This is a genomic window from Streptomyces cinnabarinus (assembly GCF_027270315.1).
GTDB lineage: Bacteria > Actinomycetota > Actinomycetes > Streptomycetales > Streptomycetaceae > Streptomyces > Streptomyces cinnabarinus.
The window spans coordinates 3,509,138-3,533,163 of sequence record NZ_CP114413.1; the positions used below are offsets into that span (position 1 = coordinate 3,509,138).

The following is a 24,026-nucleotide window of genomic DNA, read 5'->3' on the forward strand; positions in this document are numbered from 1 at the left end:
GGGGTTCACTCCTTGTGGGAGAGGGCTCGTACGGTGCGGGACGGGCTGGGGCGGCCCAGTCGGCCGGCCATCCACTCGCTTGTGGCGACGAGACGGCCGAGGTCGACCCCGGTGTCGATGCCGAGGCCGTGCAGCATCCACACGAGGTCTTCGGTGGCGAGGTTTCCGGTGGCGGACTTGGCGTACGGGCAGCCGCCCAGGCCGCCCGCGGAGGCGTCGACGATGGTGACGCCGTACTGGAGCGCGGCGAGGGTGTTCGCGAGCGCCTGTCCGTAGGTGTCGTGGAAGTGCACGGCCAGCGCCTCGGTGGGCACGCCGGCCTCGCCGAGCGCGGTGAGCAGCGCGCTCACCTGGCCCGGGGTGGCGACGCCGATGGTGTCGCCGAGGCTGAGTTCGTCGCAGCCCATGTCCAGCAGGGCCTTGCAGACGCGGACCACCTGGGACGCGGGCACGGGGCCCTCCCAGGGGTCGCCGAAGCACATCGACAGATAGCCGCGGACCTGTGCGGCTCCCTCCGCCTTCGCGCGGGCCACCACCGGCTCGAACATGGCGAGCGCCTCGTCGACCGTGCGGTTGAGGTTGGCCTTGGCGAAGGACTCGGTGGCGCTGGCGAAGACGGCCACCCGGGTGGCGCCGAGCGCGAGCGCGCGGTCCAGGCCGCGTTCGTTGGGCACCAGCACCGGCAGCGCCACCGGCAGCTCGGCGACGAGCGGGAACAGCCGCTCGGCGTCGGCCAGTTGGGGCACCCACTTGGGGTGGACGAAGCTGGTCGCCTCGACGGTGGTCAGGCCCGCGTCGGCGAGGCGGTGGATGAACTCCGCCTTCACCTCGGTCGGCACGGTCGCCTTCTCGTTCTGCAGCCCGTCGCGGGCGCCCACTTCATGGATCCGGACGCGGGCGGGCAGACCCGGGGCGGGTACGGGCATGGGGAGCCCGAGTTCCAAGGCGCTCATGCCTCCTCCTCCGTCTGCTCGGCCGGGGTGATCACGGCGAGCACCTGGTCCATGGCGACCGTCGTGCCGGGTACGACATCCAGCTCGGCGACGGTTCCGGCGTGCGGCGCGGAGATGACGTGCTCCATCTTCATCGCCTCGACCACCAGCAGGCTCTGACCGGCACTCACCTCGTCCCCGACGGCCACCTTCACCACCGTCACGGTCCCGGGCATGGGCGCGGTCAGCGAGTCGGCACCGGCGTGCGCGGCCCCGGTGAGGGAGGCGGCGACCGGGTCGTGGTCGCGCACATGCCAGGCGTCGCCGTCCCGGCCCAGCCAGTCGGCGGCCCGGTGGAAGGTGTGCCGGACGCCGTCGAGGGTGACGGACACCCGGTCCTCGGTGACGGTGTCGGCACCGTTCGCCGCGTGTGCGACGGGTTCGAGTCCCGGCACCCGCAGATCGAAGGCGAGCGGCTCGGCCGTACCGCCGAGACGCCAGCCGCTGGGCACCGAGAACGGGTCGGTCCAGCCCTCGTCGGCGGGCCGCAGCCCTTCGAGCCGTACGGCCGCCGCCGCCGCGTACACCTCCTCCGGCACCTCCGCCGACACCAGGGCGTCGACCTCCCGCTCGACCAGACCGGTGTCCAGCTCCCCGGCCACCACCGCCGGATGGGCCAGCAGCCGGCGCAGGAACCCGGCGTTGGTCTGCACGCCCAGCGTCACCGTCCCGGCGAGCGCCGCGCGGAGCTTGCGCAGGGCCGTGGCGCGGTCGGGGCCGTAGGCGATGACCTTGGAGAGCATCGGGTCGTACAGGCTGCCGACCTCGGTGCCCTCGGTGAGCCCGGAGTCGGTGCGCACGCCGTCACCCTGTGGCTCGCGCAGCCGCAGCACCGTGCCGCCCGAGGGGAGGAACCCGCGCGCGGGGTCCTCCGCGCAGATCCGGGCCTCGATCGCATGCCCGGTCAGCCGGATGTCGTCCTGGGTGAAGGCGAGCTTCTCCCCGGCCGCGACCCGCAGCTGCCACTCCACCAGGTCCATGCCGGTGATCAGCTCGGTGACCGGGTGCTCCACCTGGAGACGGGTGTTCATCTCCATGAAGTAGTACGCGTCCGGATCGCCGCCGGGCACGATGAACTCCACCGTGCCCGCGCCCCGGTAGCCGCAGGAGCGGGCCGCCTGGACGGCCGCCTCCCCCATCGCCGCCCGCGTCTTGTCGTCGAGGAGCACGCTGGGCGCCTCCTCGATGATCTTCTGGTGGCGCCGCTGGAGGGAGCACTCGCGCTCGCCGAGGTGGACGACATTGCCGTGGCCGTCGGCCAGGACCTGGATCTCGATGTGCCGGGGGCGGTCGATCCACCGCTCGACCAGGAGCGTGTCGTCGCCGAAGGAGGCCGCCGCCTCGCGCCGGGCCGCCGCGATCTCCTCGTCCAGCACGGCCAGGTCCCGGACCAGCCGCATGCCCTTGCCGCCGCCGCCCGCGCTGGGCTTGAGCAGCACCGGGGCGCCCAGGTCCCGCGCCGCCGCGGCGAGTTCGGGGTCACGTCCGCCGGGGACGACCGGGACTCCGGCCGCCTGCACGGTCTCCTTGGCGCGGATCTTGTCGCCCATCAGGGAGATCGCCTCGGCCGACGGCCCGATGAAGACCAGGCCCGCCTCGGCGCACGCCCGAGCGAAGGCGGCGTTCTCGGCGAGGAACCCGTACCCCGGGTGGACGGCCTGGGCGCCGGTGCGGGCCGCCGCCTCCAGCAGCCGGGGCACGGACAGATAGCTCTCGACGGCGGGCGCCGGACCGATCCGTACCGCCGTGTCGGCCTCCCGGACGTGCCGGGCGTCGGCGTCGGCGTCGGAGAAGACGGCGACCGAGCGGATGCCGAGGGCGCGCAGCGTACGGATGACCCGGACCGCGATCTCGCCCCGGTTGGCCACCAGGACTGTGTCGAACATCGTCATCGGTAAAAGCCCCTCACATCCGGAAGACGCCGAACTGGGGTTCACCCAGGGGCGCGTTGGCGCAGGCCGTCAGTGCCAGGCCCAGCACCTGCCGGGTCTCCAGCGGGTCGATGACACCGTCGTCCCAGAGGCGGGCGGTCGCGTAGTAGGCGTTGCCCTGCTGCTCGTACTGGGCGCGGATCGGCGCCTTGAAGGCCTCTTCCTCCTCGGCGGGCCACTGTTCGCCGCGGGCTTCGAGCTGGTCGCGCTTGACCGTGGCGAGGACCGAGGAGGCCTGCTCGCCGCCCATGACGGAGATCTTGGCGCCGGGCCACATCCACAGGAAGCGGGGCGAGTAGGCCCGGCCGCACATGGAGTAGTTGCCCGCGCCGTAGGAACCGCCCACCACCACCGTCAGCTTGGGGACGCGGGTGGTGGCGACCGCGGTCACCATCTTGGCGCCGTGCTTGGCGATGCCGCCCGCCTCGTAGTCCCGGCCGACCATGAACCCGGAGATGTTCTGAAGGAACACCAGCGGGATCCCGCGCTGGTCGCACAGCTCGATGAAGTGGGCGCCCTTCTGGGCGGACTCGGAGAAGAGGATGCCGTTGTTGGCGACGATGCCGACCGGGTGGCCGTGGATCCGGGCGAAGCCGGTGACCAGGGTCTGCCCGAACTCGGACTTGAACTCCGCGAACCGGGAGCCGTCGACCACGCGCGCGATGATCTCGCGGACGTCGTAAGGGGTGCGGGGGTCGGCGGGCACCGCGCCGTAGAGGCCGTAGGGGTCGACCTTGGGCTCGGCGGCGGGCTCCACCTGCCAGGGGAGCGGCCCGCGCGCGGGGAGGGTGGCGACGATGTTGCGGACGATCCGGAGAGCGTGCGCGTCGTCCTCGGCGAGATGGTCGGTCACGCCCGAGACCCGGGAGTGGACCTCGCCGCCGCCCAGCTCCTCGGCGGTGACGACCTCACCGGTGGCGGCCTTCACCAGCGGCGGGCCGCCCAGGAAGATCGTGCCCTGGTTGCGGACGATGACGGCCTCGTCGCTCATCGCGGGCACATAGGCGCCGCCCGCCGTGCAGGACCCGAGGACGGCCGCGATCTGCGGGATCCCCGCGCCCGACATCCGGGCCTGGTTGTAGAAGATCCGCCCGAAGTGCTCACGGTCGGGGAAGACCTCGTCCTGCATGGGCAGGAAGGCGCCGCCGGAGTCGACGAGATAGAGACAGGGCAGCCGGTTCTCCAGGGCCACCTCCTGGGCCCGGAGGTGCTTCTTCACCGTCATCGGGTAGTACGTGCCGCCCTTGACGGTGGCGTCATTGGCGACGATCACACACTCGCGTCCGCTGACCCGGCCGATCCCGGCGATGACACCGGCCGCGGGGGCCTGTCCGTCATACATGCCGTCGGCGGCCAGCGGCGCCAGTTCCAGGAAGGGCGAGCCCGGGTCGAGCAGGGTGTCCACCCGGTCCCTGGGCAGCAGCTTGCCGCGCGCGGTGTGCCGTGCGCGTGCCTTCTCCCCACCGCCCAGCCGGGCCGCGGCGAGCTTGCCGCGCAGCTCCTCGACCAGCGCGAGCTGCGCTTCCTCCTGGGCCTTCCAGGCCTCCGACGCGGGATCTGCCGCGCTCGTCAGCTCGGGTGCCTCGTGCATCCTGCGGTCCCCTCACCCTTGTTAATGAGCGTTAACGCATTTCCTTCAGGTTAACGACCGCTAACCTCCCTGTCTAGAATTGCTCGCATGGCCACCAGAACCGACGCACCCACCCGTCGTGAGCAGATCCTCAAGGAGGCCGCGCGGCTGTTCGCCGAGCGCGGGTTCCATGGCGTGGGGGTCGACGAGATAGGCGCCGCCGTCGGCATCAGCGGCCCCGGCCTCTACCGGCACTTCCCCGGCAAGGACGCGATGCTGGCGGAGCTGCTGGTGGGGATCAGCGGGCAGCTGCTGACGGGGGCCAAGCGGCGCCTGGCGGAAGCCGACGGCGAGGGACCCGGCACGGTCCTGGACTCCCTCATCGAGGGGCATATCGACTTCGCGCTCGACGACCGGCCGCTGATCACCCTGCACGACCGCGAGCTGGACCGGCTGCGCGACAGCGACCGCAAGCTGGTCCGCCAGCTCCAGCGGCAGTACGTCGAGCTCTGGGTGGACGTGGTCCGCAAGGCCTACCCGGCACTCACCGAACCGAGCGCCCGCTCGGCGGTCCACTCGGTCTTCGGTCTGCTCAACTCCACGCCCCACCTCGGCCGCCCGGGCGCGCTGCCGGGCCGGGGCACGACGGCGGAGCTGCTGCACCGGATGGCAAGAGGTGCGTTCGGGGCGGCCAGCGGGTCTGACTGAGGCTCAACAGCCGGAGCGGGTAAGGAAGTTGAAGCCAGGGCCAGGAGACCGGGCGGAGCGCCCGAACCTGTGAGTCCGAGCCGAGGGCACCCCGGGGCCTGGACAATCAGTCAGGTTAGGCTAACCTACCTTCGAATTGTCCGGCGCAAGATCGCCCTGTTCGAAAGCAGCGTACCCATGCCCAACGCCAGAGCCACCCACCTCACCCGCCGTGGCATCCTCGCCGCGGGCGGCGCCCTCGGCCTCGGTGCCGTGCTCGCAGCCTGTGGCGACGACGACGCGAAAAGCGGTGGCTCCGACAAGGGGACGGCCGCCGCGAAGTCCGGCCCGTGGACGTTCAAGGACGACCGCGACAAGACCGTGAAGCTCGACAGGATACCGGCGAACATCGTCGCGTTCACCGGTGTCGCCGCCGCGCTGTACGACTACGGCATCGAGGTCAAGGGCGTCTTCGGCCCGACCAAGACGACCGACGGCAAGGCCGACGTCCAGGCCGGCGACATGGACATCAGCAAGGTCACCATCCTCGGCAACGTGTGGGACCAGTTCAACGTCGAGAAGTACGCCGCCCTCGCGCCCGAAGTCCTCCTCACCACGACCTTCGACAACGTCGGCACCCTCTGGTACGTCCCCGAGGCGTCCAAGGACAAGATCGCCAAGCTCGCCCCGAGCGCCGCGATCTCCGTGTTCGACCGTCAGCTGACCGAACCGCTCCAGCGCATGTGGGAACTGGCCGAGTCGCTCGGCGCCGACATGAAGGCCGACAAGGTCGTCCAGGCCAAGAAGAAGTTCGAGGAGGCCGCGGCCCGGCTGCGCGCCGCGACCAAGGCGAACCCCGACATCAAGGTGCTGGCCGGTTCCGCCAGCGCCGAGCTGTTCTACGTCTCGGGCTCCAACCTCTCCATCGACCTGGAGTACTTCAAGTCCCTCGGCGTGAACTTCGTCGAGCCCCCGGAGAAGGCCAAGAAGGCCACCGGCGGCTGGTTCGAGAGCCTGAGCTGGGAGAACGTCGACAAGTACCCGGCGGACGTCATCATCATGGACGACCGCTCGTCGACGATCCAGCCGGCGGACATCACCGAGGCGACGTGGAAGAAGCTGCCTGCCGTCAAGGCGGGGCAGGTCATCGCCCGTTCGCCCGAGCCGATCCTGTCGTACGACAAGTGCACGCCGCTTCTCGAGAACCTCGCCGAGGCGATCGAGAACGCGAAGAAGGTCGCCTGACCGAGCTCCCCCACCCCCCTCTCAGGAGCAACCCGAGATGACCACGGCCGTTGCCGTCGATTTCCGTTTCTTCTCTCTTCAGGTGGTACGGACTCGGCGGCTCGGCCCGTCCCTGGTCCGGGTCACCTTCGGCGGGGAAGAGCTGCGCGACTTCCACTCCGACGGGTGCGATCAGTCGCTGTCGCTCTTCCTGCCGCAGCCGGGGCAGGACGCGCCCGCCGTTCCCGTCGAGCTCGGGGACGGGTGGTGGCAGGGATGGCGTGAACTGCCGGACGACGTACGGGCGGTGATGCGGTCGTACACGCTGCGGTCGCTGCGGCGGGATCCGGACGAGATCGACATCGACTTCGTGCTGCACGAGCCCGCCGGGCCCGCCTCCCGGTGGGCCTCGCGTGCGTCCGCCGGGGACCGGGTACTGCTCATCGGGCCCGCCGTCGCGGACAACCGGGCCATCCGGTTCCGCCCGCCCGCGGACACCGATCTCATGGTGATCTGGGGCGACGAGACCGCCGTACCGGCCGTCTCCGCCATCGTGGAGTCGCTGCCGGCGGGCACTCGGGCCCGGGTCTGGCTGGAGGTGCACCACGCCGGTGACATCCAGGACCTGAGCACCGGGGCGGACGCCGAGATCAACTGGCTGGTCCAGGAGGGCCAGGGCGCCGAGGGGTCCCCCATGGCCCTCGACGCCCTGCGCGAGGCCCGACTCCCCGCCGCGCAGGCCCCGTACGTCTGGATCGCGGGCGAGTCGGGGTGCGTGAAGGCGCTGCGCCGGCATTTCGTGGGCGAGCGCGGGATCGACCGGCGCCGGGTCACCTTCGTCGGCTACTGGCGGCGCGGGCTGACCGAGGAGCAGTTGCGCGAGCGCGGCGAGTGATGCGCCGGAAGTGACCACCGTCACGGGTGGGGCTGGGTTTCCTATGCGTGACGGATGGCCAGATTAGGTTAGGCTTACCTAAGTTGATCGACTCCGTTCGCTCTCCCCACTCCGCATCGCCTTCGTCCCGCACGGACTTCCCTCGGAGGACCCCCCATGCGCTCGCACCTGCTCAATGACACGACCGCGGAGCAGTACCGCCGCTCCGTGACCGAAGGAATCGAGCGGGTGGCCGGCAAACTCGCCACCACCGACCGGCCGTTCACCGGTGTCACCGTCGACGCCCTCGCCCCCACCATCGACGCGATCGACCTCGACCAGCCGCTGTACGACACCGCGGCCGTGCTCGACGAGCTGGAGGACGTCTACCTCCGGGACGCGATCTACTTCCACCACCCGCGCTACCTCGCCCACCTCAACTGCCCGGTCGTCATACCGGCGGTGCTCGGCGAGGCGATCCTCTCCGCCGTCAACTCCTCCCTCGACACCTGGGACCAGTCGGCCGGCGGCACCCTGATCGAGCGCAAACTCATCGACTGGACGACCGCCCGGATCGGCCTCGGCCCCGCCGCCGACGGCGTGTTCACCTCCGGCGGCACCCAGTCCAACCTCCAGGCGCTGCTGCTCGCCCGCGAGGAGGCCAAGACCGACTCCTTCGCCAAACTGCGCATCTTCGCCTCCGAGGTCAGCCACTTCAGCGTGAAGAAATCGGCCAAACTCCTCGGTCTCAGCGCCGATTCGGTGGTCTCCATCCCCGTCGACCACGACAAGCGGATGCAGACCGTCGCGCTCGCCCGTGAGCTGGAGCGCTGCGCCAAGGACGGTCTCGTCCCCATGGCCGTGGTCGCCACCGCCGGCACCACCGACTTCGGCTCCATCGACCCGCTGCCCGAGATCGCCGAGCTGTGCGCGCAGTACGACACCTGGATGCATGTGGACGCCGCCTACGGCTGCGGTCTGCTCGCCTCGGTGAAGTTCCGGGACCGGATCGACGGCATCGAGCGCGCCGACTCGGTCACCGTCGACTACCACAAGTCCTTCTTCCAGCCGGTGAGTTCCTCCGCAGTGCTGGTCAGGGACGCGGCCACGCTGCGCCACGCCACCTACCACGCGGAGTACCTCAACCCGCGCCGGATGGTGCAGGAACGTATCCCCAACCAGGTCGACAAGTCCCTCCAGACCACCCGCCGCTTCGACGCGCTGAAGCTGTGGATGACCCTGCGGGTGATGGGCGCCGACGGCATCGGGCAGCTCTTCGACGAGGTCGTCGAACTGGCCGCCGAGGGCTGGAAGGTGCTCGCCGCGGACCCGCGCTACGACGTCGTGGTCGAGCCGAGCCTGTCCACCCTCGTCTTCCGCTACATCCCGGCCGCGGTGACCGACCCCGCCGAGATCGACCGCGCCAACCTCTACGCCCGCAAGGCCCTGTTCGCCTCCGGTGACGCCGTCGTCGCGGGCACCAAGGTCGGCGGCCGCCACTACCTGAAGTTCACCCTGCTCAACCCCGAGACCACGACGGCCGACATCACCGCCGTCCTCGACCTGATCGCCGGCCACGCCGAGCAGTACCTGGGAGAGTCCCTTGACCGCGCTTCCTGAAGCCACCGAGTCCACGACCAAGACCTACGACTTCGTCGGCATCGGGCTCGGCCCCTTCAACCTCGGCCTCGCCTGCCTCACCGAGCCCATCGTCGAACTCGAGGGTGTCTTCCTGGAGTCGAAGCCCGACTTCGAGTGGCACGCCGGCATGTTCCTGGAGGGCGCCCACCTCCAGACGCCGTTCATGTCGGACCTGGTCACCCTCGCCGACCCGACCTCGCCGTACTCCTTCCTCAACTACCTGAAGGAGAAGGGCCGGCTGTACTCGTTCTACATCCGCGAGAACTTCTACCCGCTGCGGGTGGAGTACGACGACTACTGCCGATGGGCCGCGAACCAGCTGCGCAGCGTCCGGTTCCGTACGACGGTCACCGAGGTGACCTTCGACGAGGACGCCGAGGTGTACGTCGTACGGACCGAGGCCGGTGAGGTCTTCCGCGCCCGGCACCTGGTGCTGGGCACCGGCACCTCCCCGCACTACCCGGCGGCCGTCGAGGGCCTCGGCGGCGACTTCATCCACAACTCCCGCTATGTGCAGCACAAGGCGGAGCTCCAGAAGAAGGAGTCCATCACGATCGTCGGCTCCGGCCAGTCCGCCGCCGAGATCTACTACGACCTCCTCGCCGAGATCGACGTCCACGGCTACCGGCTGAACTGGGTGACCCGCTCCCCGCGCTTCTTCCCGCTGGAGTACACCAAGCTCACGCTGGAGATGACCTCGCCGGAGTACATCGACTACTTCCGCGCGCTGCCGGAGGCGACCCGCTACCGGCTCACCGCCGCGCAGAAGGGCCTGTTCAAGGGCATCGACGGCGATCTCATCAACGAGATCTTCGATCTGCTGTACCAGAAGAACCTCGGCGGCCCGGTGCCCACCCGCCTGCTCACCAACTCCGCCCTGAACGGCGCGCGGTACGAGAACGGGACGTACACGCTCTCCTTCCGCCAGGAGGAGCAGGAGAAGGACTACGAGATCGAGTCGCAGGGTCTGGTGCTCGCCACCGGATACGCCTACGCCGAGCCGGAGTTCCTCGCGCCCGTGCGCGACCGTCTGGTCCGTGACGCGCACGGCAGCTTCGACGTCGCCCGCAACTACGCGATCGATGTGACGGGCCGGGGCGTGTTCCTCCAGAACGCCGGTGTGCACACCCACAGCGTCACCAGCCCCGACCTGGGCATGGGCCCCTACCGCAACAGCTACATCATCCGCGAGCTGCTCGGCAGCGAGTACTACCCGGTCGAGAAGACCATCGCGTTCCAGGAGTTTGCCGTATGACCTTCACCTTCCGCCCGCTCGACCCCCTGAAGGACGCCGAGCTGCTGCACACCTGGGTCACCCACCCCAAGGCGGCCTTCTGGATGATGCAGGACGCCAGGTTGGAGGACGTCGAGCGCGCCTACATGGAGATCGCGGCCGACGAGCACCACCACGCGCTGCTGGGCCTCGACGAGCGCGGCGCGCCCGCCTTCCTGATGGAGAAGTACGACCCCGCGCACCGCGAACTGGTCGGCCTCTACGAGCCGCAGCCCGGCGACATCGGCATGCACTTCCTCACCCCGGCCACCGACACACCCGTGCACGGCTTCACGCGCTCGGTCATCACCGCCGTCATGGCGCACCTCTTCGAGGACCCGGCCGTGCAGCGCGTGGTCGTCGAGCCGGACGTCTCCAACAAGGCCGTGCACGCGCTGAACGAGGCGGTCGGGTTCGTCCCCGAGCGGGAGATCCGGAAGCCCGAGAAGATGGCGCTGCTGAGCTTCTGCACCCGGGAGCACTTCTTCAAAATTCAACACAGCTTCGCCGCAAGGGCGGTGACCGCATGAGCCTCGCCGACTCCGTCGCCCACCTCTCCCCCGAGCGCTGGGAGCAGGCCAACCGCCTCCTCGTCCGCAAGGCGCTCGCCGAGTTCGCGCACGAGCGGCTGATCACGCCGGAGGCCACCGCCGACGGCCGCTTCGAGGTCCGCAGCGACGACGGTCTGACCCGCTACGGGTTCACCGCCGTCCGCCGCGCCCTCGACCACTGGCAGGTCGACGCCGACTCGATCACCCGTCAACGAGACGGCGTCGACCTCCCTCTGGCCGCGCTGGACTTCTTCATCGAGCTGAAGCAGTCCCTCGGCCTGAGCGACGCGATCCTGCCGGTCTACCTGGAGGAGGTCTCCTCCACCCTCTCCGGCACCTGCTACAAGCTCACCAAACCGCAGATGCCGGTGGCGGAGCTGGTCGGCTCGGACTTCCAGGCCATCGAGACCGGCATGACCGAGGGCCACCCCTGCTTCGTCGCCAACAACGGCCGGCTCGGCTTCGGCGTCCACGAGTACCTCTCGTACGCCCCCGAGACCGCGAGCCCCGTCCGGCTGGTCTGGCTGGCCGCGCACCGCTCGCGGGCCGCGTTCACGGCGGGCGTGGGCCTGGAGTACGAGTCCTTCGTCCGGGACGAGCTGGGCGAGGACACGGTCGAGCGCTTCCACGCCGTACTGCGGGAGCGGGACCTGAACCCCGCCGACTACCTCCTCATCCCGGTCCACCCCTGGCAGTGGTGGAACAAGCTGTCGGTCACCTTCGCGGCGGAGGTCGCGCGGGGCCATCTGGTGTGCCTGGGCGAGGGGGACGACGAGTACCTGGCCCAGCAGTCCATCCGGACCTTCTTCAACACCTCCAGCCCCGAGAAGCACTACGTGAAGACGGCCCTGTCCGTCCTCAACATGGGCTTCATGCGCGGGCTCTCGGCGGCATACATGGAGGCGACCCCGGCCATCAACGACTGGCTCGCCCAGCTCATCGAGGGCGACCCGGTGCTGAAGGCGACGGGCCTCACGATCATCCGCGAGCGCGCGGCGGTCGGCTACCGGCACCTGGAGTACGAGGCGGCGACGGACCGCTACTCGCCGTACCGCAAGATGCTGGCGGCGCTGTGGCGGGAGAGCCCGGTGGCGTCCCTGCGCGAGGGCGAGTCGCTGGCCACGATGGCCTCCCTCGTCCACGTCGACCACGAGGGCGCGTCCTTCGCGGGCGCGCTGATCGAGCGGTCGGGCCTGGCGCCGACGGAGTGGCTGCGCCGCTACCTCACGGCGTACTTCACCCCGCTCCTGCACAGCTTCTACGCCTACGACCTGGTGTTCATGCCGCACGGCGAGAACGTGATCCTGGTGCTGAAGGACGGCGTCGTCGAGCGCGCGATCTACAAGGACATCGCCGAGGAGATCGCGGTCATGGACCCGGACGCGGTACTGCCGCCGACGGTCGAACGCCTCCGCGTGGACGTCCCCGAGGACACGAAGCTCCTGTCCCTCTTCACGGACGTCTTCGACTGCTTCTTCCGCTTCCTCGCGGCGAACCTCGCCACGGAGGGCATCCTCTCCGAGGACGACTTCTGGCGCACGGTCGCCGAGGTCACCCGTGCCTACCAGGCCGAACTGCCGGAACTGGCCGACAAGTTCCGCCAGTACGACATGTTCGCCCCCGAGTTCGCCCTGTCCTGCCTCAACCGCCTCCAACTCCGCAACAACCAGCAGATGGTGGACCTGACGGACCCGGCGGGGGCACTGCAACTGATCGGGACGCTGAAGAACCCGATAGCGGGGCTGTAGCCCCAACAGACCGATGGGCGCCCCGGAGTACGGTCCTCCGGGGCGCCCGTCAATGTTTCAGGCCGCCGGCCAGGGAACCTGTGGCGATCGATAGAACCCGATTCCCATCGCCTCCCAGCGAGGCCCTTGCGCGGCGAGCCGCACCTTGTAGCCGTCCCAGTCATGCGTGGCCGCCGGTGACCACCCCGACTCGGCCACCCCCGCGACCCTCGGGAACGCCATGAACTCGATGTCGGCGGAAGTCTTCAGCGTCTCACTCCACAACGGCGCCTCGACCCCCCGCACAGCCGCCGCGGGCACCCCGGCCAGATAGTTCCCGGGATCCCAGTCATAGGCCCGCCGGACCTCGACGTACCCCGCCCACGACAACCCCAGCGGCGTGCTCGCGTCGTACTTCATATCGAGGTAGATCCGATCCGCGGGCGAGAGGATCAGCCCGGTCCCGTTTCGAGCCGCCGCAGCGACCTCCGCCTTCTCCTCCGCACTGGTGCCATCGAGCCCCCAGTACTGCGCAAGCGCCCCCTTGGCCGGCCCAGCCCCCGTGAGCTGGTGCCAACCGATCACCGTCTTCCCGTACTTGGCGACCACGGGCTGTACCCGGTCTATGAACTTCACATAGTCCGCGTGCGGAGTGGAGTGCGCCTCGTCCCCGCCGATGTGCAGATACCGCCCCGGCGTCAGCGCGGCCAGCTCCCGGATCACGTCGTCCACGAAGTCGTACGTGACGTGCTTCGGCACGCACAGCGAGCTGAAGCCGACCTCCGTGCCGGTGTACAGCGGCGGCGCCACCCCGTCGCAGTTCAGCTCGGCGTACGAGGCGAGCGCCGCGTTGGTGTGGCCCGGCATGTCGATCTCGGGCACGACCTCCAGGTGCCGGGAGGCGGCGTAGCGGACGATCTCCCGGTAGTCGTCCTTGGTGTAGTAGCCGCCGGGTCCGCCGCCGACCTCGGTCGAGCCGCCGTAGGTGGCCAGGCGCGGCCAGGAGTCGACGGCGATGCGCCAGCCCTGGTCGTCACTGAGATGCAGATGCAGCTTGTTGAACTTGTACAGCGCCAACTGGTCGATGTACCGCTTCACTTCGTCCACGTCGAAGAAGTGCCGGGAGACATCGAGCATCGCGCCGCGCCAGCCGTAGCGCGGGCTGTCCTTGACCGTGCCGCCCGCGACCAGCCAGGGGCCGGGCTGCACGGAGTCCTTCTCCACGGCCGCGGGAAGGAGCTGGCGCAGGGTCTGGACGCCGTGGAAGAGGCCCGCGGGTTTGGCAGCCGTGATGGTGACGCCCCGCGCGCCGCTGTCGAGGCGGTAGCCCTCGGCGCCGTAGGGGCCCTTCGCGAGCTTCAGCCGGATGCCGTCGCCGTGGGTGCTGACGGGCAGCCGGTAGCCGGTCGAGGGCCGCAGGATGTCCGCGAGGTACTGCCCGATCCGCCCGGCCGCACGCGAGCCGTCGACGCGGATTCGGGTGCCGTCGGTGATGCGGTACGGGGATCCGCCCGGTGTGACGGAGGACGGGGCGGGGACCACCCGGTCGAGCGGGATCGCGGCCGGCCCGGTGCCCGCGGGCACCGCGCCGGTGGTGGAGACGCCGGCCGCCGATGAGCAGCAGCGAACCGAGAAGGCGAAGCGTTCTGTGGCGCTGTCTCACATTCGGTCCCTTCGGTGAGCTCCGATAGGTACAGACCACTGTCTCGCGAGACGGTGGAACAATCACCCCCATGGCGGAAATCATCCAGAAGGACGGCACCTGGGCCTTCGACGGGGACGCGCTGCGGCTGACGCCCGGCCGGGACAAGAACGTCAGTCTCCTGCGCAAGACCCTCGGTGAACTCGTCGTCCCCCTGGGCGCGTTGGCGGGGGTCTCGTTCGAGCAGGGCAAGAAGGCGGGGCGGCTCAGGCTGCGCCTGCGGGACGGCGCGGATCCGTTGCTGAACGCCACCGGCGGACGGCTCACCGAGCCCCACGACCCGTACCAGCTGATCGTCGAACCCGGCCGCTACGGCGTCGCCGAGTACTTCACCGAGGAGGTCCGCAACGCCCTGCTGCTGGACCAGGTCCCGGCCGACCCGGTGAACGAGTACCTCCTGCCGGGCCCGGCCGTCCCGCTCTCCGTCTCCGCCGGGGACGGCACCGCGAGCTTCGACGGGGAGCGGATCCGCCTGGAGTGGAACTGGAAGACGGAGGACGCCAAGGCCGCCGCCGGGTCCCGCACGCTCGGCCTGACGGACATCGCCGCCGTCGAGTGGCATCCGGCGGCCGGCCTGGACAACGGGCACCTCCGCTTCACCGTGCGCAACGCCCCGACCAAGGCCCCGCCGAAGTACGACCCCAACGCCGTGGAGCTGTGGGGCTTCAAGAAGGACCCGCTGATGGCCCTGATCGCGGCGGCCGTCCAGGCCCGCCTCCCGCACCCCTCGGCGCCCGCCGACGACGTACGGCAGCCGCAGCCGGACGCCGCCGCCCCCGCACTGCCGTCCGCCGCCCCCGCCGAGGACGGCCATGACGCGCTGCTGCGCCGGCTGCGCGAGCTCGGCGAGCTGCACCGCACGGGCGTCCTGACCGAGGAGGAGTTCACCCTCGCCAAGCAGGCGATCCTGAAGCGGATGTGACCCGGCCCCTAGCAGTTCCCCAGCCCTCCGACACGCCCCTGCCCGAAATCGGGCAGGATTCTTGCGAAAGAGTCTCCGGTACCCCAGGATCTACCGGGTGCACGACGAACTTGTTGATCATCTGACGCGGTCCACGCCCCTCAACCGGGGCGAGGCGCTGCGGGTGATCCAGGACGTGCTCGCCTACTTCGACGAGACGACCGAGGAGTTCGTCCGTCGCCGCCACCGCGAGCTCCAGGCCCAGGGCCTGGTGAACGCGACGATCTTCGAACGGATCGAGGCGGACCTGAAATACCGGGCGGTCGCACCGCCGGAGCTGACCCTCCGGCAACTGCGCCGCATCGTCTACGGCTGAGTCGTACGGCCAGGAAACGGAATACCTCTATATGTGCGGAATCGTCGGATACATCGGCAAGCGTGATGTGGCCCCGCTGCTGCTCGAAGGCCTGCAGCGCCTGGAGTACCGCGGCTACGACTCGGCCGGCGTGGTCGTCTCCTCCCCGAAGGCGCCCGCCCTGAAGCTGGTCAAGGCCAAGGGCCGGGTCCGCGACCTGGAGGCCAAGGTCCCGGCGCGCTTCAAGGGCACCACCGGCATCGCCCACACCCGCTGGGCCACCCACGGCGCCCCCTCCGACGTCAACGCCCACCCGCACCTGGACGCCGAGGGCAAGGTCGCCGTCGTCCACAACGGCATCATCGACAACGCCTCCGACCTGCGCCGCAAGCTGGAGGCGGACGGCGTCGAGTTCCTCTCGGAGACCGACACCGAGGTCCTGGTCCACCTGATCTCCCGCTCGCAGGCGGAAAAGCTGGAGGACAAGGTCCGCGAGACCCTCCGGGTCATCGAGGGCACCTACGGCATCGCCGTCATGCACGCCGACTTCCCGGACCGCATCGTGGTCGCCCGCAACGGCTCCCCGGTCGTCCTCGGCGTCGGCGAGAAGGAGATGTTCGTCGCCTCGGACATCGCCGCGCTGGTCGCCCACACGCGGCAGATAGTGACTCTCGACGACGGCGAGATGGCCACCCTCAAGGCCGACGACTTCCGCACCTACACCACGGAGGGCACCCGGACGACGTCCGAGCCCACCACCGTGGAGTGGGAGGCCGCCTCCTACGACATGGGCGGCCACGACACCTACATGCACAAGGAGATCCACGAGCAGGCCGACGCCGTGGACCGCGTGCTGCGCGGCCGCATCGACGACCGCTTCTCCACCGTGCACCTCGGCGGCCTCAACCTGGACGCCCGTGAGGCGCGCCGGATCCGCCGTGTGAAGATCCTCGGCTGCGGCACCTCGTACCACGCGGGCATGATCGGCGCCCAGATGATCGAGGAGCTGGCCCGGATCCCCGCGGACGCCGAGCCCGCCTCGGAGTTCCGCTACCGCAACGCGGTCGTGGACCCGGACACCCTCTACATCGCCGTCTCCCAGTCCGGTGAGACCTACGACGTCCTCGCGGCCGTCCAGGAGCTGAAGCGCAAGGGCGCGCGCGTCCTCGGCATCGTCAACGTGGTCGGCTCGGCCATCGCCCGCGAGGCCGACGGCGGCATCTACGTGCACGCGGGCCCCGAGGTCTGCGTGGTCTCCACCAAGTGCTTCACCAACACCACGGTGGCCTTCGGTCTCCTCGCCCTGCACCTCGGCCGCACCCGTGACCTCTCGGTCCGCGACGGCAAGCGGATCATCGCGGGCCTGCGCAAGCTCCCGGCCCAGATCGCCGAGATGCTGGAGCAGGAGGACGAGATCAAGAAGCTGGCCGAGGAGTACGCCCAGGCCCGCTCGATGCTCTTCATCGGCCGCGTCCGTGGCTACCCGGTGGCCCGTGAGGCGTCCCTGAAGCTCAAGGAGGTCTCCTACATCCACGCGGAGGCCTACCCCGCCTCCGAGCTCAAGCACGGCCCGCTGGCCCTGATCGAGCCCGCCCTCCCCACGGTCGCGATCGTCCCCGACGACGACCTCCTGGAGAAGAACCGCGCCGCGATGGAGGAGATCAAGGCCCGCAGCGGCAAGATCCTCGCGGTGGCCCACCAGCCCCAGGAGAAGGCCGACCAGACGATCGTGGTCCCGAAGAACGAGGACGAGCTGGACCCCATCCTGATGGGCATCCCCCTCCAACTCCTCGCCTACCACACGGCCTTGGCGCTGGGCCGGGACATCGACAAGCCGAGGAACCTCGCCAAGTCGGTAACGGTCGAGTAGAAGCCTGTTTTTTCAGGGGCGCGGGGGCGGCTCCGCCGCGCAGGCACGATCAGCCCCCACGCACCCGCACAGGCCACAGACACGAAACGGCCCCCCACGTGATGCCACCATCCACGTGGGGGGCCACCCAATTCGCCGGGGAGCCGCCCACCCCCCGGCCTGCGCAGCTAGCCGGCAGCCGTCACGCCCCGGCCAGCAGCACGCTTGGGCAGCGCCGTCGGCCAGTGAGCCAACGCCGCGGTCGCCGCGTACCAGGCAACTGCCCCCGCCGCGACGGCGAACCAGCCACCGGCCTTCGCCAGCCCGTCGCTCTCGGCGAACATCGAGATGGACAGCAGAAGCAGTCCGACGAAGAACAACCCATGGGTCCCCTGCGTCAGTTGATCCCCACCCGCGAGGGTCAACGACAGCGCCACGAGGGCGAACAGCAGCAGGAACAGCCCGGCCGCGTTCGCGGAGACGGCCACGTCGGCAGAAACAGCCCACGTGAACCAGAGCGCCCCCAGCACCGTGAACCCGGTGCCACCGGCGGAGTCCCCGTCCCGGAAGGCCATGAGACCGGCGACGAACAGGGCGACTCCGCCCACGTACTGGGCGATTGATACGGCGTCAGCGGCCGACACACCGTCGATCGCCTCGGTGTACCCGAGCCCGAAGGCCAACAGGGTGACACCGAGGGCGAGTCGGCCGACCACGGTGGTGGTTCCGCTTCCCGCAGAGACGTCGTTGTCCACGGCGGGCTCCCTTCATGCAAGTGCAGTTGCGCGGTGAGCGATATATGCCCTTCACAAAGGCACAAACACCTCTACGCGCCAGTAGATTTATGCGCTGAGGGAAGTTGCCGGGGAGCGCCAACGGCGCATCTCACCTGGGACAACGGCGAGTTACGGAATGACAACGACGGGCCGCTGCGCCCGCTTGGCGAGCCGCCCGGCGACGGAGCCGAAGATGCGGCCGACGATGCCGTGGGTGGACCCGACGACGATCGCGTCCGCTTCGTACTCCCGCCCGACCTCTTCGAGTTCATGGCAGATGTCACCGCCGCGCTCGACGAGGATCCACGGCACCTCGGAGAGGTACTCCGCGCAGGCGAGTTCCAGGCCCAGCACCTCGGTGCGGTGGTCCGGCACATCGACGAAGACCGGCGGTTCGCAGCCGGCCCACACGGTGGTGGGAAGCCGGTTGGCGACGTGCACGATGATCAGGCCGGAGCCGGAGCGGTGGGCCATGCCGATGGCGTAGGCGAGGGCGCGCTCACTGGAGGTGGAGCCGTCGAAACCGACCACGACCCCGTGCTTGAAGGCGGGGTCGCAGGAATGACGTGGTTCTTCGGCCGCCAGGGGCTCGGCCGCCGTGGGATCGGCGACGGGCCGCTTGCGGTCCGCGGGTTCGAAGAATTCGTGACCGGCCATGGCTGTCTCGGCGTTGTGATCCTTGTGTGGGGGACGACAGGGTGCGGTCGGAGCAGTGTCCGGGAATCATCTTCCCAACCCCATACCCCCAAGGGTACGGCGGCACGCCTCCTTAGCCCAGATCCCGCGACGTGCTCCCGCGGGGGTTCCAGGGAGCATGCACGAGGGGGCGCCCGTAACGCAATGGTTGCTGCGCTGTACAGGCGGTTTGCACAGGGTGCACGGACGGCTCGCGCCGCCCGCGCGCGGACGGCACAGTGACCGAGTGCCCGAACAGGCGTTGATCCCGGTGAGCCACCGACACCGGGAGCACGCAATGTCCGGACAGCAGCCCCAGGACTCCACCACCGACGTGGTCCGCTGGGCGGCCTTCTCGTGCGTCCTCGTCCCCGTCGTCCTCCTCTGGTACGGCACCTCACTGGCCGGCGCCACCGGTACCGCCCTGGGTCTCGCCGCCGTCACCGCGGTCTGCCGGGTCCTGCTGCGCCAGTCCGAGCGCGGCGCGGCCCAACTCCTCGCCGAGGAACACGCGGTGGCGGCGCCCCGACGCGGGCGCCGGCACCGGACCGGCACGGGGTGTCATCGAGGGGGACGGCGCTCCGGGGGAAATACACCGGGCGGCTGACCGGTTTCCATGCCCTCGGACGGCTCTTTTCAGCCAACTTCTGACGACCGTGCATTCCTGGCCCCAACCACCCCTCAACCCCCGTTTGACCTGCACGGAAAGGGTTCCAGGGGTGCTGCGCACCCTACGTGGATTGGCCACTGCGACAAGGCGCACTTCCCTGCACGGCCCCTGAGTGCAACGCTTCGTGATCGAATGCTTCACGCCAAGTTGCCAAGTCGACAATGTGCCGAGTGACGAACCGGCCACTGAGGCGCGACGCGACACAGTAGATTCGATCTTGACTGTCTACGGCGGGGGACTCGTGCAGGACCGAGGGGAAACGTGCAGGAGCGACACAACCGAGGAGCCGCGACCACCGAGGGGGGCTTAGCAGTATGAGCCACGACTCCACTGCCGCGCCGGAAGCCGCGGCCCGGAAACTCTCCGGGCGACGCCGCAAGGAGATCGTCGCGGTGCTGCTGTTCAGCGGCGGCCCCATCTTCGAGAGTTCCATACCGCTGTCGGTGTTCGGGATCGACCGCCAGGACGCCGGCGTGCCGCGCTACCGCCTGTTGGTGTGCGGCGGCGAAGAAGGCCCGCTGCGGACCACAGGGGGCCTGGAACTCACCGCGCCACATGGCCTGGAGGCGATCTCACGGGCGGGCACGGTCGTCGTGCCGGCCTGGCGTTCGATCACCTCACCGCCACCGGAGGAGGCGCTCGACGCGCTTCGCCGGGCGCACGACGAGGGTGCCCGCATCGTAGGCCTGTGCACCGGCGCCTTCGTGCTGGCGGCGGCGGGCCTGCTGGACGGCCGGCCCGCGACGACACACTGGATGTACGCACCGACGCTGGCCAAGCGCTATCCGTCGGTGCACGTGGATCCACGAGAACTCTTCGTGGACGACGGAGACGTACTGACCTCGGCCGGTACGGCCGCGGGCATCGACCTCTGTCTCCACATCGTGCGGACCGACCACGGCAACGAGGCGGCCGGCGCGCTGGCCCGCCGACTGGTCGTCCCACCGCGCCGGACAGGAGGCCAGGAGCGCTACCTGGACCGCTCTTTACCGGAGGAGATCGGCGCCGACCCGCTCGCCGAGGTCGTCGCCTGGGCGCTGGAGCACCTCCACGAACAGTTCGACGTGGAGACGCTGGCGGCACGGGCGTACATGTCACGCCGTACGTTCGACCGCCGCTTCCGCTCGCTGACGGGTTCGGCCCCGCTCCAGTGGCTGATCACCCAGCGGGTGCTCCAGGCACAGCGCCTGCTGGAGACGTCGGACTACTCGGTGGACGAGGTCGCCGGCCGCTGTGGCTTCCGCTCACCGGTGGCGCTGCGCGGGCACTTCCGGCGCCAGCTGGGCTCGTCCCCGGCCGCGTACCGGGCGGCGTACCGTGCCCGGCGCCCCCAGAGTGAACGGCCGACGGCGGACCTCGACAGCGCCCCAGGTCCGACGCCCACGCTCCACCCGGAGCCCGGCCCGGTCCCGCTCCAGACCCGCCGCACCCCCGCGGCGACCACCGTCGGCCAGGCCCTGGCCGCGGCCGCCGCGGACAACGGCCGGGAGACCTACGTCACCCGGGCCACCCTTCCGGGGCAGCGCAGCGGCACCTGAGCGACGGCGCACGACAGACGCCGGACAGGCCCCGAGCCTGTCCGGCGTTCCGCGTGCGGGGCAGGGGTTGGTGACAGGGGGCGACACAAAAGCGGACGTCAGCTTTAGGGTGGTCGCATGAACGATCGCATGGTGTGGATCGACTGCGAGATGACCGGCCTCTCGCTGTCCGACGACGCGCTCATCGAGGTTGCCGCCCTCGTCACCGACTCCGAGCTGAACATCCTCGGCGACGGTGTGGACATCGTCATCCGGCCGCCGGACTCGGCGCTGGAGACGATGCCGGAAGTGGTGCGTCAGATGCACACCGCGTCCGGTCTCCTCGACGAACTCGCCGGCGGCACCACGCTGGCGGACGCCGAGGCCCAAGTCCTGGCGTATGTACGCGAGCACGTGAAGGAACCCGGCAAGGCGCCCCTGTGCGGCAACTCCGTCGGCACCGACCGCGGATTCCTGCTGCGGGACATGGCGACCCTGGAGGACTACCTGCACTACCGCATCGTCGACGTGTCGAGCATCAAGGAGCTCGCCCGCCGCTGGTACCCACGCGCGTACTTCAACAGCCCCGAGAAGAACGGCAACCACCGCGCCCTCGCCGACATCCGCGAGTCCATCGCGGAACTGCGCTACTACCGCGAGGCCGTCTTCGTCCCCCAGCCCGGCCCGGACTCCGAGACCGCCAAGACCATCGCCGCGAAGCACGTCGTCCCTGCTCAGTAGCTGTTCGGCGGCGGCTCGGCAGACACTCGACGGCACGGAACGGGGCCCGGATCCGGGCCCCGGAAAAGCCGGGCGCGAGCACCCCTTCGGACCCTGTACACTTTTTCTCGGCCGGTCGGGGAAAAACCCCAAGCCGGTCATGGTGGGTGTAGCTCAGCTGGTAGAGCACCTGGTTGTGGTCCAGGATGCCGCGGGTTCGAGTCCCGTCACTCACCCTGGCTGTTCAGCCGGTGACCTCCTCTTCGAGGTCACCGGCTGAACGCGTTTCGGGCCCCGCGTACGCTCCCTGAAATGACCGAGCCACTGCGCACCCTCCGCCTGGACCTCGTCCCCCTGCGCGTCGAGCACGCCGGGGAGATGGCCGCCGTCCTGGCCGACCCGGCGCTGCACACCTTCATCGGCGGCTCCCCCGCCACTCCCGAGGCGCTGCGCGCCCGCTACGAGCGACTGGTCGCCGGCTCCCCGGACCCGGAGGTCTCCTGGCACAACTGGGTGCTGCGGCTGCGCGCCGAGGACCGTCTGGTGGGAACCGTCCAGGCCACGGTCACCGCCCGCTCCGCGGAGATCGCCTGGGTCGTGGGCACCGCCTGGCAGGGCCGTGGTCTGGCGACGGAGGCGGCACGGGCCCTCGTGGACCGGCTCCGCGATCAGCCGGCCATGGAGTCGGTCATCGCCCACGTCCACCCCGGGCACACCGCCTCCGCCGCGGTCGCGCGGGCCGCTGGGCTGACCCCGACCGAGGAGCGCCAGGACGGCGAGATCCGCTGGCTGCTCAAGCCGTAACCGCAGGTGGGGCGTATCGTCGGCTTATGGGCCGGTCTTGCTCCCGGGAGGCTCGTCATGCGGTCGCGGCACGTTCATCGGTGGCGGCTGCTGACGTGGCTGATCCTGGGGTTCAACCTGGCGATGCTGCTGTGGCTGGTGATCGCGCTGGACGCGGCCGAGGACGACAACACCTGCGTCGGCGACCTCTGTCAGGGCGCCAACGACCCGGGCAGCTCGATCGGCACCTGGCTGGTGGTCCTGGTCTGGCTGACCGGCATCGCCCTGCTGGGCGCCGCCTGGCTGATCACCCACCACACCGAACGTCCGGGCCGCCGCCCCCGCAGGGGCTGGCACCGCTGACGCCCTGCCGGGGTCAGGACGACGCCCGCTCCTCCAGCTCCGTGGCCAGCACCACCTGGCGCCGCTCCAGACCGCGGGACACCGCCGGGCGCCGGTCGGCGATCTCCTCCAGCAGGAGGTCTATCATCCGGCGGCCCATCTCCTCGATCGGCTGGCGGACGCTGGTGAGCGGCGGGTCCATGTGGCGGGCGATGGCGGAGTCGTCGTAGCCGACCAGCGCCACGTCGTCGGGGATCCGGCGGCCCGCCTCCCGCAGCACCTGCCGGGCGCCCGCCGCCATCACGTCCGAGCCGGCGAAGACGGCGTCCAGGCCGGGGCGGCGCTCCAGCAGCGCGGACATCGCGCGGCGGCCGCCCTCCTCGGTGAAGTCGCCGGGCTCGATCAGCTGGTCGTCCACCGCCTGGCCCGCGTCTCTCAGGGCCTCGCGGTAGCCGTCGACGCGGCGCTGGGCGCCGTAGACGTCGAGGCGGCCGGTGATGTGGGCTATCTCGCTGCGGCCCCGGGAGAGCAGATGCTCCACGGCCTGGCGGGCGCCGCCGTAGTTGTCGGAGTCCACCGACGTGAGCGTCTCAGCGGCGGACCTCGGGCCGCTGATCACGGCCGGTATCTCCAGCTGGGCCAGCAGATCGGGCAGCGGGTCGTCGGCGTGCACCGAGACCAGCAGCACCCCGTCCACCCGGTGCGCGGCGAGGTACTGGGCCAGCCGGCGCCGCTCCCGGTCGCTGCCCGCGAAGATCAGCAGCAGCTGCATCTCGGTGTCGGAGAGTTCGGCCCCGACGCCCTTGAGCATGTCGGAGAAGTACGGCTCCGCGAAGAACCGGGTCTCCGGCTCGGGGACGACGAGGGCGATGGCGTCGGTGCGGTTCGCGGCCAGGGCGCGGGCGGCCGTGTTCGGGACGTAGCCGAGTTCGGCGACCGCGGCCTCCACCGCGGCCCGGGTGGCGTCGCTGACCCGGGGCGAGCCGTTGATCACCCGGGAGACGGTGCCCCGCCCGACACCGGCGCGCGCGGCGACCTCTTCGAGCGTGGGACGCCCGCCACTCCGCCCCCGCGCTCCGTGGCTTGCCATGGGCTCCGCCTTTCGCCGTTGTCCTGTCGCTGGCCTGGAATTTAACAGCCTCGTCCCGCACTGTGACTGTTCACGGGCACGGCCGACCGCGCTGCGGGGGCCGCGCCCGGATCCAGTTAACGTCCCGATAACTGAACGCATCTCTCCGCCCCCATGCCCTTGACACCCCCGCCCGG

At 70.2% G+C, this 24,026-nt stretch carries 21 protein-coding genes, 1 tRNA gene and 1 pseudogene; 16 read left to right on the top strand and 7 right to left on the bottom strand.

Going from position 1 to position 24,026, the window contains the following annotated elements; translation table 11 throughout:
• Positions 1-5: 5 nt before the first annotated feature.
• The 3 genes from STRCI_RS15680 to STRCI_RS15690 are packed head-to-tail and all read right to left on the bottom strand — an operon-like array spanning position 6 to position 4,514.
• A complete protein-coding gene (locus STRCI_RS15680) occupies positions 6-953 on the bottom strand; it encodes a hydroxymethylglutaryl-CoA lyase (RefSeq protein ID WP_269659572.1) in 948 nt (315 codons plus the stop codon).
• Positions 950-2,878, bottom strand: a complete 1,929-nt coding sequence (locus tag STRCI_RS15685; protein WP_269664556.1) for an ATP-binding protein — start codon at positions 2,876-2,878, stop codon at positions 950-952. The genes STRCI_RS15680 and STRCI_RS15685 overlap by 4 nt, the downstream gene beginning before the upstream one ends.
• Before the next feature lie 19 nt (positions 2,879-2,897).
• Complete coding sequence (locus STRCI_RS15690; RefSeq protein WP_269659573.1) at positions 2,898-4,514, bottom strand: carboxyl transferase domain-containing protein; 1,617 nt, start codon at positions 4,512-4,514, stop codon at positions 2,898-2,900.
• 87 nt (positions 4,515-4,601) lie between these two features.
• On the opposite strand from STRCI_RS15690, the gene STRCI_RS15695 reads away from it, so the two are divergent.
• From STRCI_RS15695 to STRCI_RS15725, 7 genes are all read left to right on the top strand, one after another.
• The gene (locus STRCI_RS15695) at positions 4,602-5,201 is read left to right on the top strand and encodes an SACE_7040 family transcriptional regulator (protein ID WP_269659574.1); all 600 of its coding nucleotides are present in this window, start codon (positions 4,602-4,604) and stop codon (positions 5,199-5,201) included.
• Positions 5,202-5,378: 177 nt separating this feature from the next.
• The gene (locus STRCI_RS15700) at positions 5,379-6,425 is read left to right on the top strand and encodes an ABC transporter substrate-binding protein (RefSeq protein WP_269659575.1); all 1,047 of its coding nucleotides are present in this window, start codon (positions 5,379-5,381) and stop codon (positions 6,423-6,425) included.
• Between the two features lie 37 nt (positions 6,426-6,462).
• Positions 6,463-7,299: a siderophore-interacting protein gene (locus STRCI_RS15705; protein WP_269659576.1), complete on the top strand. Its 837-nt coding sequence runs from the start codon at positions 6,463-6,465 to the stop codon at positions 7,297-7,299.
• Between the two features lie 156 nt (positions 7,300-7,455).
• Positions 7,456-8,898, top strand: a complete 1,443-nt coding sequence (gene desA, locus STRCI_RS15710) for a lysine decarboxylase DesA (protein WP_269659577.1) — start codon at positions 7,456-7,458, stop codon at positions 8,896-8,898.
• Complete coding sequence (locus tag STRCI_RS15715) at positions 8,882-10,174, top strand: lysine N(6)-hydroxylase/L-ornithine N(5)-oxygenase family protein (protein ID WP_269659578.1); 1,293 nt, start codon at positions 8,882-8,884, stop codon at positions 10,172-10,174. Before desA ends, STRCI_RS15715 begins: the two co-directional genes overlap by 17 nt.
• Positions 10,171-10,722, top strand: coding sequence for a GNAT family N-acetyltransferase (locus tag STRCI_RS15720; protein WP_269659579.1), 552 nt, complete (start codon positions 10,171-10,173; stop codon positions 10,720-10,722). The genes STRCI_RS15715 and STRCI_RS15720 overlap by 4 nt, the downstream gene beginning before the upstream one ends.
• Entirely contained in the window at positions 10,719-12,491 is a 1,773-nt protein-coding gene (locus STRCI_RS15725) for an IucA/IucC family protein (protein ID WP_269659580.1), read from the top strand. Before STRCI_RS15720 ends, STRCI_RS15725 begins: the two co-directional genes overlap by 4 nt.
• 57 nt (positions 12,492-12,548) lie before the next feature.
• Here STRCI_RS15725 and STRCI_RS15730 read toward each other — a convergent pair.
• Positions 12,549-14,133 (bottom strand): annotated as a pseudogene (locus tag STRCI_RS15730) (beta-N-acetylhexosaminidase).
• A 70-nt stretch (positions 14,134-14,203) separates the two neighbouring features.
• Between STRCI_RS15730 and STRCI_RS15735 the strand changes: the two are divergent.
• The 3 genes from STRCI_RS15735 (at position 14,204) to glmS (ending at position 17,298) form a co-directional block, all read left to right on the top strand.
• Entirely contained in the window at positions 14,204-15,094 is an 891-nt protein-coding gene (locus STRCI_RS15735; protein ID WP_269659581.1) for a DUF4429 domain-containing protein, read from the top strand.
• A gap of 97 nt (positions 15,095-15,191) precedes the next feature.
• Positions 15,192-15,449, top strand: a complete 258-nt coding sequence (locus STRCI_RS15740; RefSeq protein WP_015660199.1) for a hypothetical protein — start codon at positions 15,192-15,194, stop codon at positions 15,447-15,449.
• Positions 15,450-15,480: 31 nt separating this feature from the next.
• Positions 15,481-17,298 (top strand): glutamine--fructose-6-phosphate transaminase (isomerizing), encoded by a 1,818-nt coding sequence (gene glmS, locus STRCI_RS15745; RefSeq protein ID WP_269659582.1) that lies wholly within the window; start codon positions 15,481-15,483, stop codon positions 17,296-17,298.
• A 167-nt stretch (positions 17,299-17,465) separates the two neighbouring features.
• Here the strand turns inward: glmS and STRCI_RS15750 are convergent, their stop codons facing one another.
• Positions 17,466-18,032: a GPR1/FUN34/YaaH family transporter gene (locus tag STRCI_RS15750; RefSeq protein WP_269659583.1), complete on the bottom strand. Its 567-nt coding sequence runs from the start codon at positions 18,030-18,032 to the stop codon at positions 17,466-17,468.
• Between the two features lie 150 nt (positions 18,033-18,182).
• A complete protein-coding gene (locus STRCI_RS15755; protein WP_015660196.1) occupies positions 18,183-18,710 on the bottom strand; it encodes a universal stress protein in 528 nt (175 codons plus the stop codon).
• 316 nt (positions 18,711-19,026) lie between these two features.
• Between STRCI_RS15755 and STRCI_RS15760 the strand changes: the two genes are divergently transcribed.
• From STRCI_RS15760 to STRCI_RS15785, 6 genes are all read left to right on the top strand, one after another.
• Entirely contained in the window at positions 19,027-19,335 is a 309-nt protein-coding gene (locus STRCI_RS15760; RefSeq protein ID WP_269659584.1) for a hypothetical protein, read from the top strand.
• 377 nt (positions 19,336-19,712) lie between these two features.
• Entirely contained in the window at positions 19,713-20,936 is a 1,224-nt protein-coding gene (locus STRCI_RS15765) for a helix-turn-helix domain-containing protein (protein WP_269659585.1), read from the top strand.
• A 117-nt stretch (positions 20,937-21,053) separates the two neighbouring features.
• On the top strand, positions 21,054-21,656 hold the full coding sequence (gene orn / locus STRCI_RS15770; RefSeq protein ID WP_269659586.1) for an oligoribonuclease: 603 nt from the start codon (positions 21,054-21,056) through the stop codon (positions 21,654-21,656).
• Between the two features lie 142 nt (positions 21,657-21,798).
• Positions 21,799-21,871: transfer RNA gene (locus STRCI_RS15775), tRNA-His, on the top strand.
• A 76-nt stretch (positions 21,872-21,947) separates the two neighbouring features.
• Complete coding sequence (locus STRCI_RS15780) at positions 21,948-22,439, top strand: GNAT family N-acetyltransferase (RefSeq protein ID WP_269659587.1); 492 nt, start codon at positions 21,948-21,950, stop codon at positions 22,437-22,439.
• Between the two features lie 57 nt (positions 22,440-22,496).
• The gene (locus tag STRCI_RS15785) at positions 22,497-22,781 is read left to right on the top strand and encodes a hypothetical protein (protein ID WP_269659588.1); all 285 of its coding nucleotides are present in this window, start codon (positions 22,497-22,499) and stop codon (positions 22,779-22,781) included.
• Positions 22,782-22,794: 13 nt separating this feature from the next.
• Here the strand turns inward: STRCI_RS15785 and STRCI_RS15790 are convergent, their stop codons facing one another.
• Positions 22,795-23,850, bottom strand: coding sequence for a LacI family DNA-binding transcriptional regulator (locus tag STRCI_RS15790; protein ID WP_269659589.1), 1,056 nt, complete (start codon positions 23,848-23,850; stop codon positions 22,795-22,797).
• Positions 23,851-24,026 lie beyond the last annotated feature (176 nt).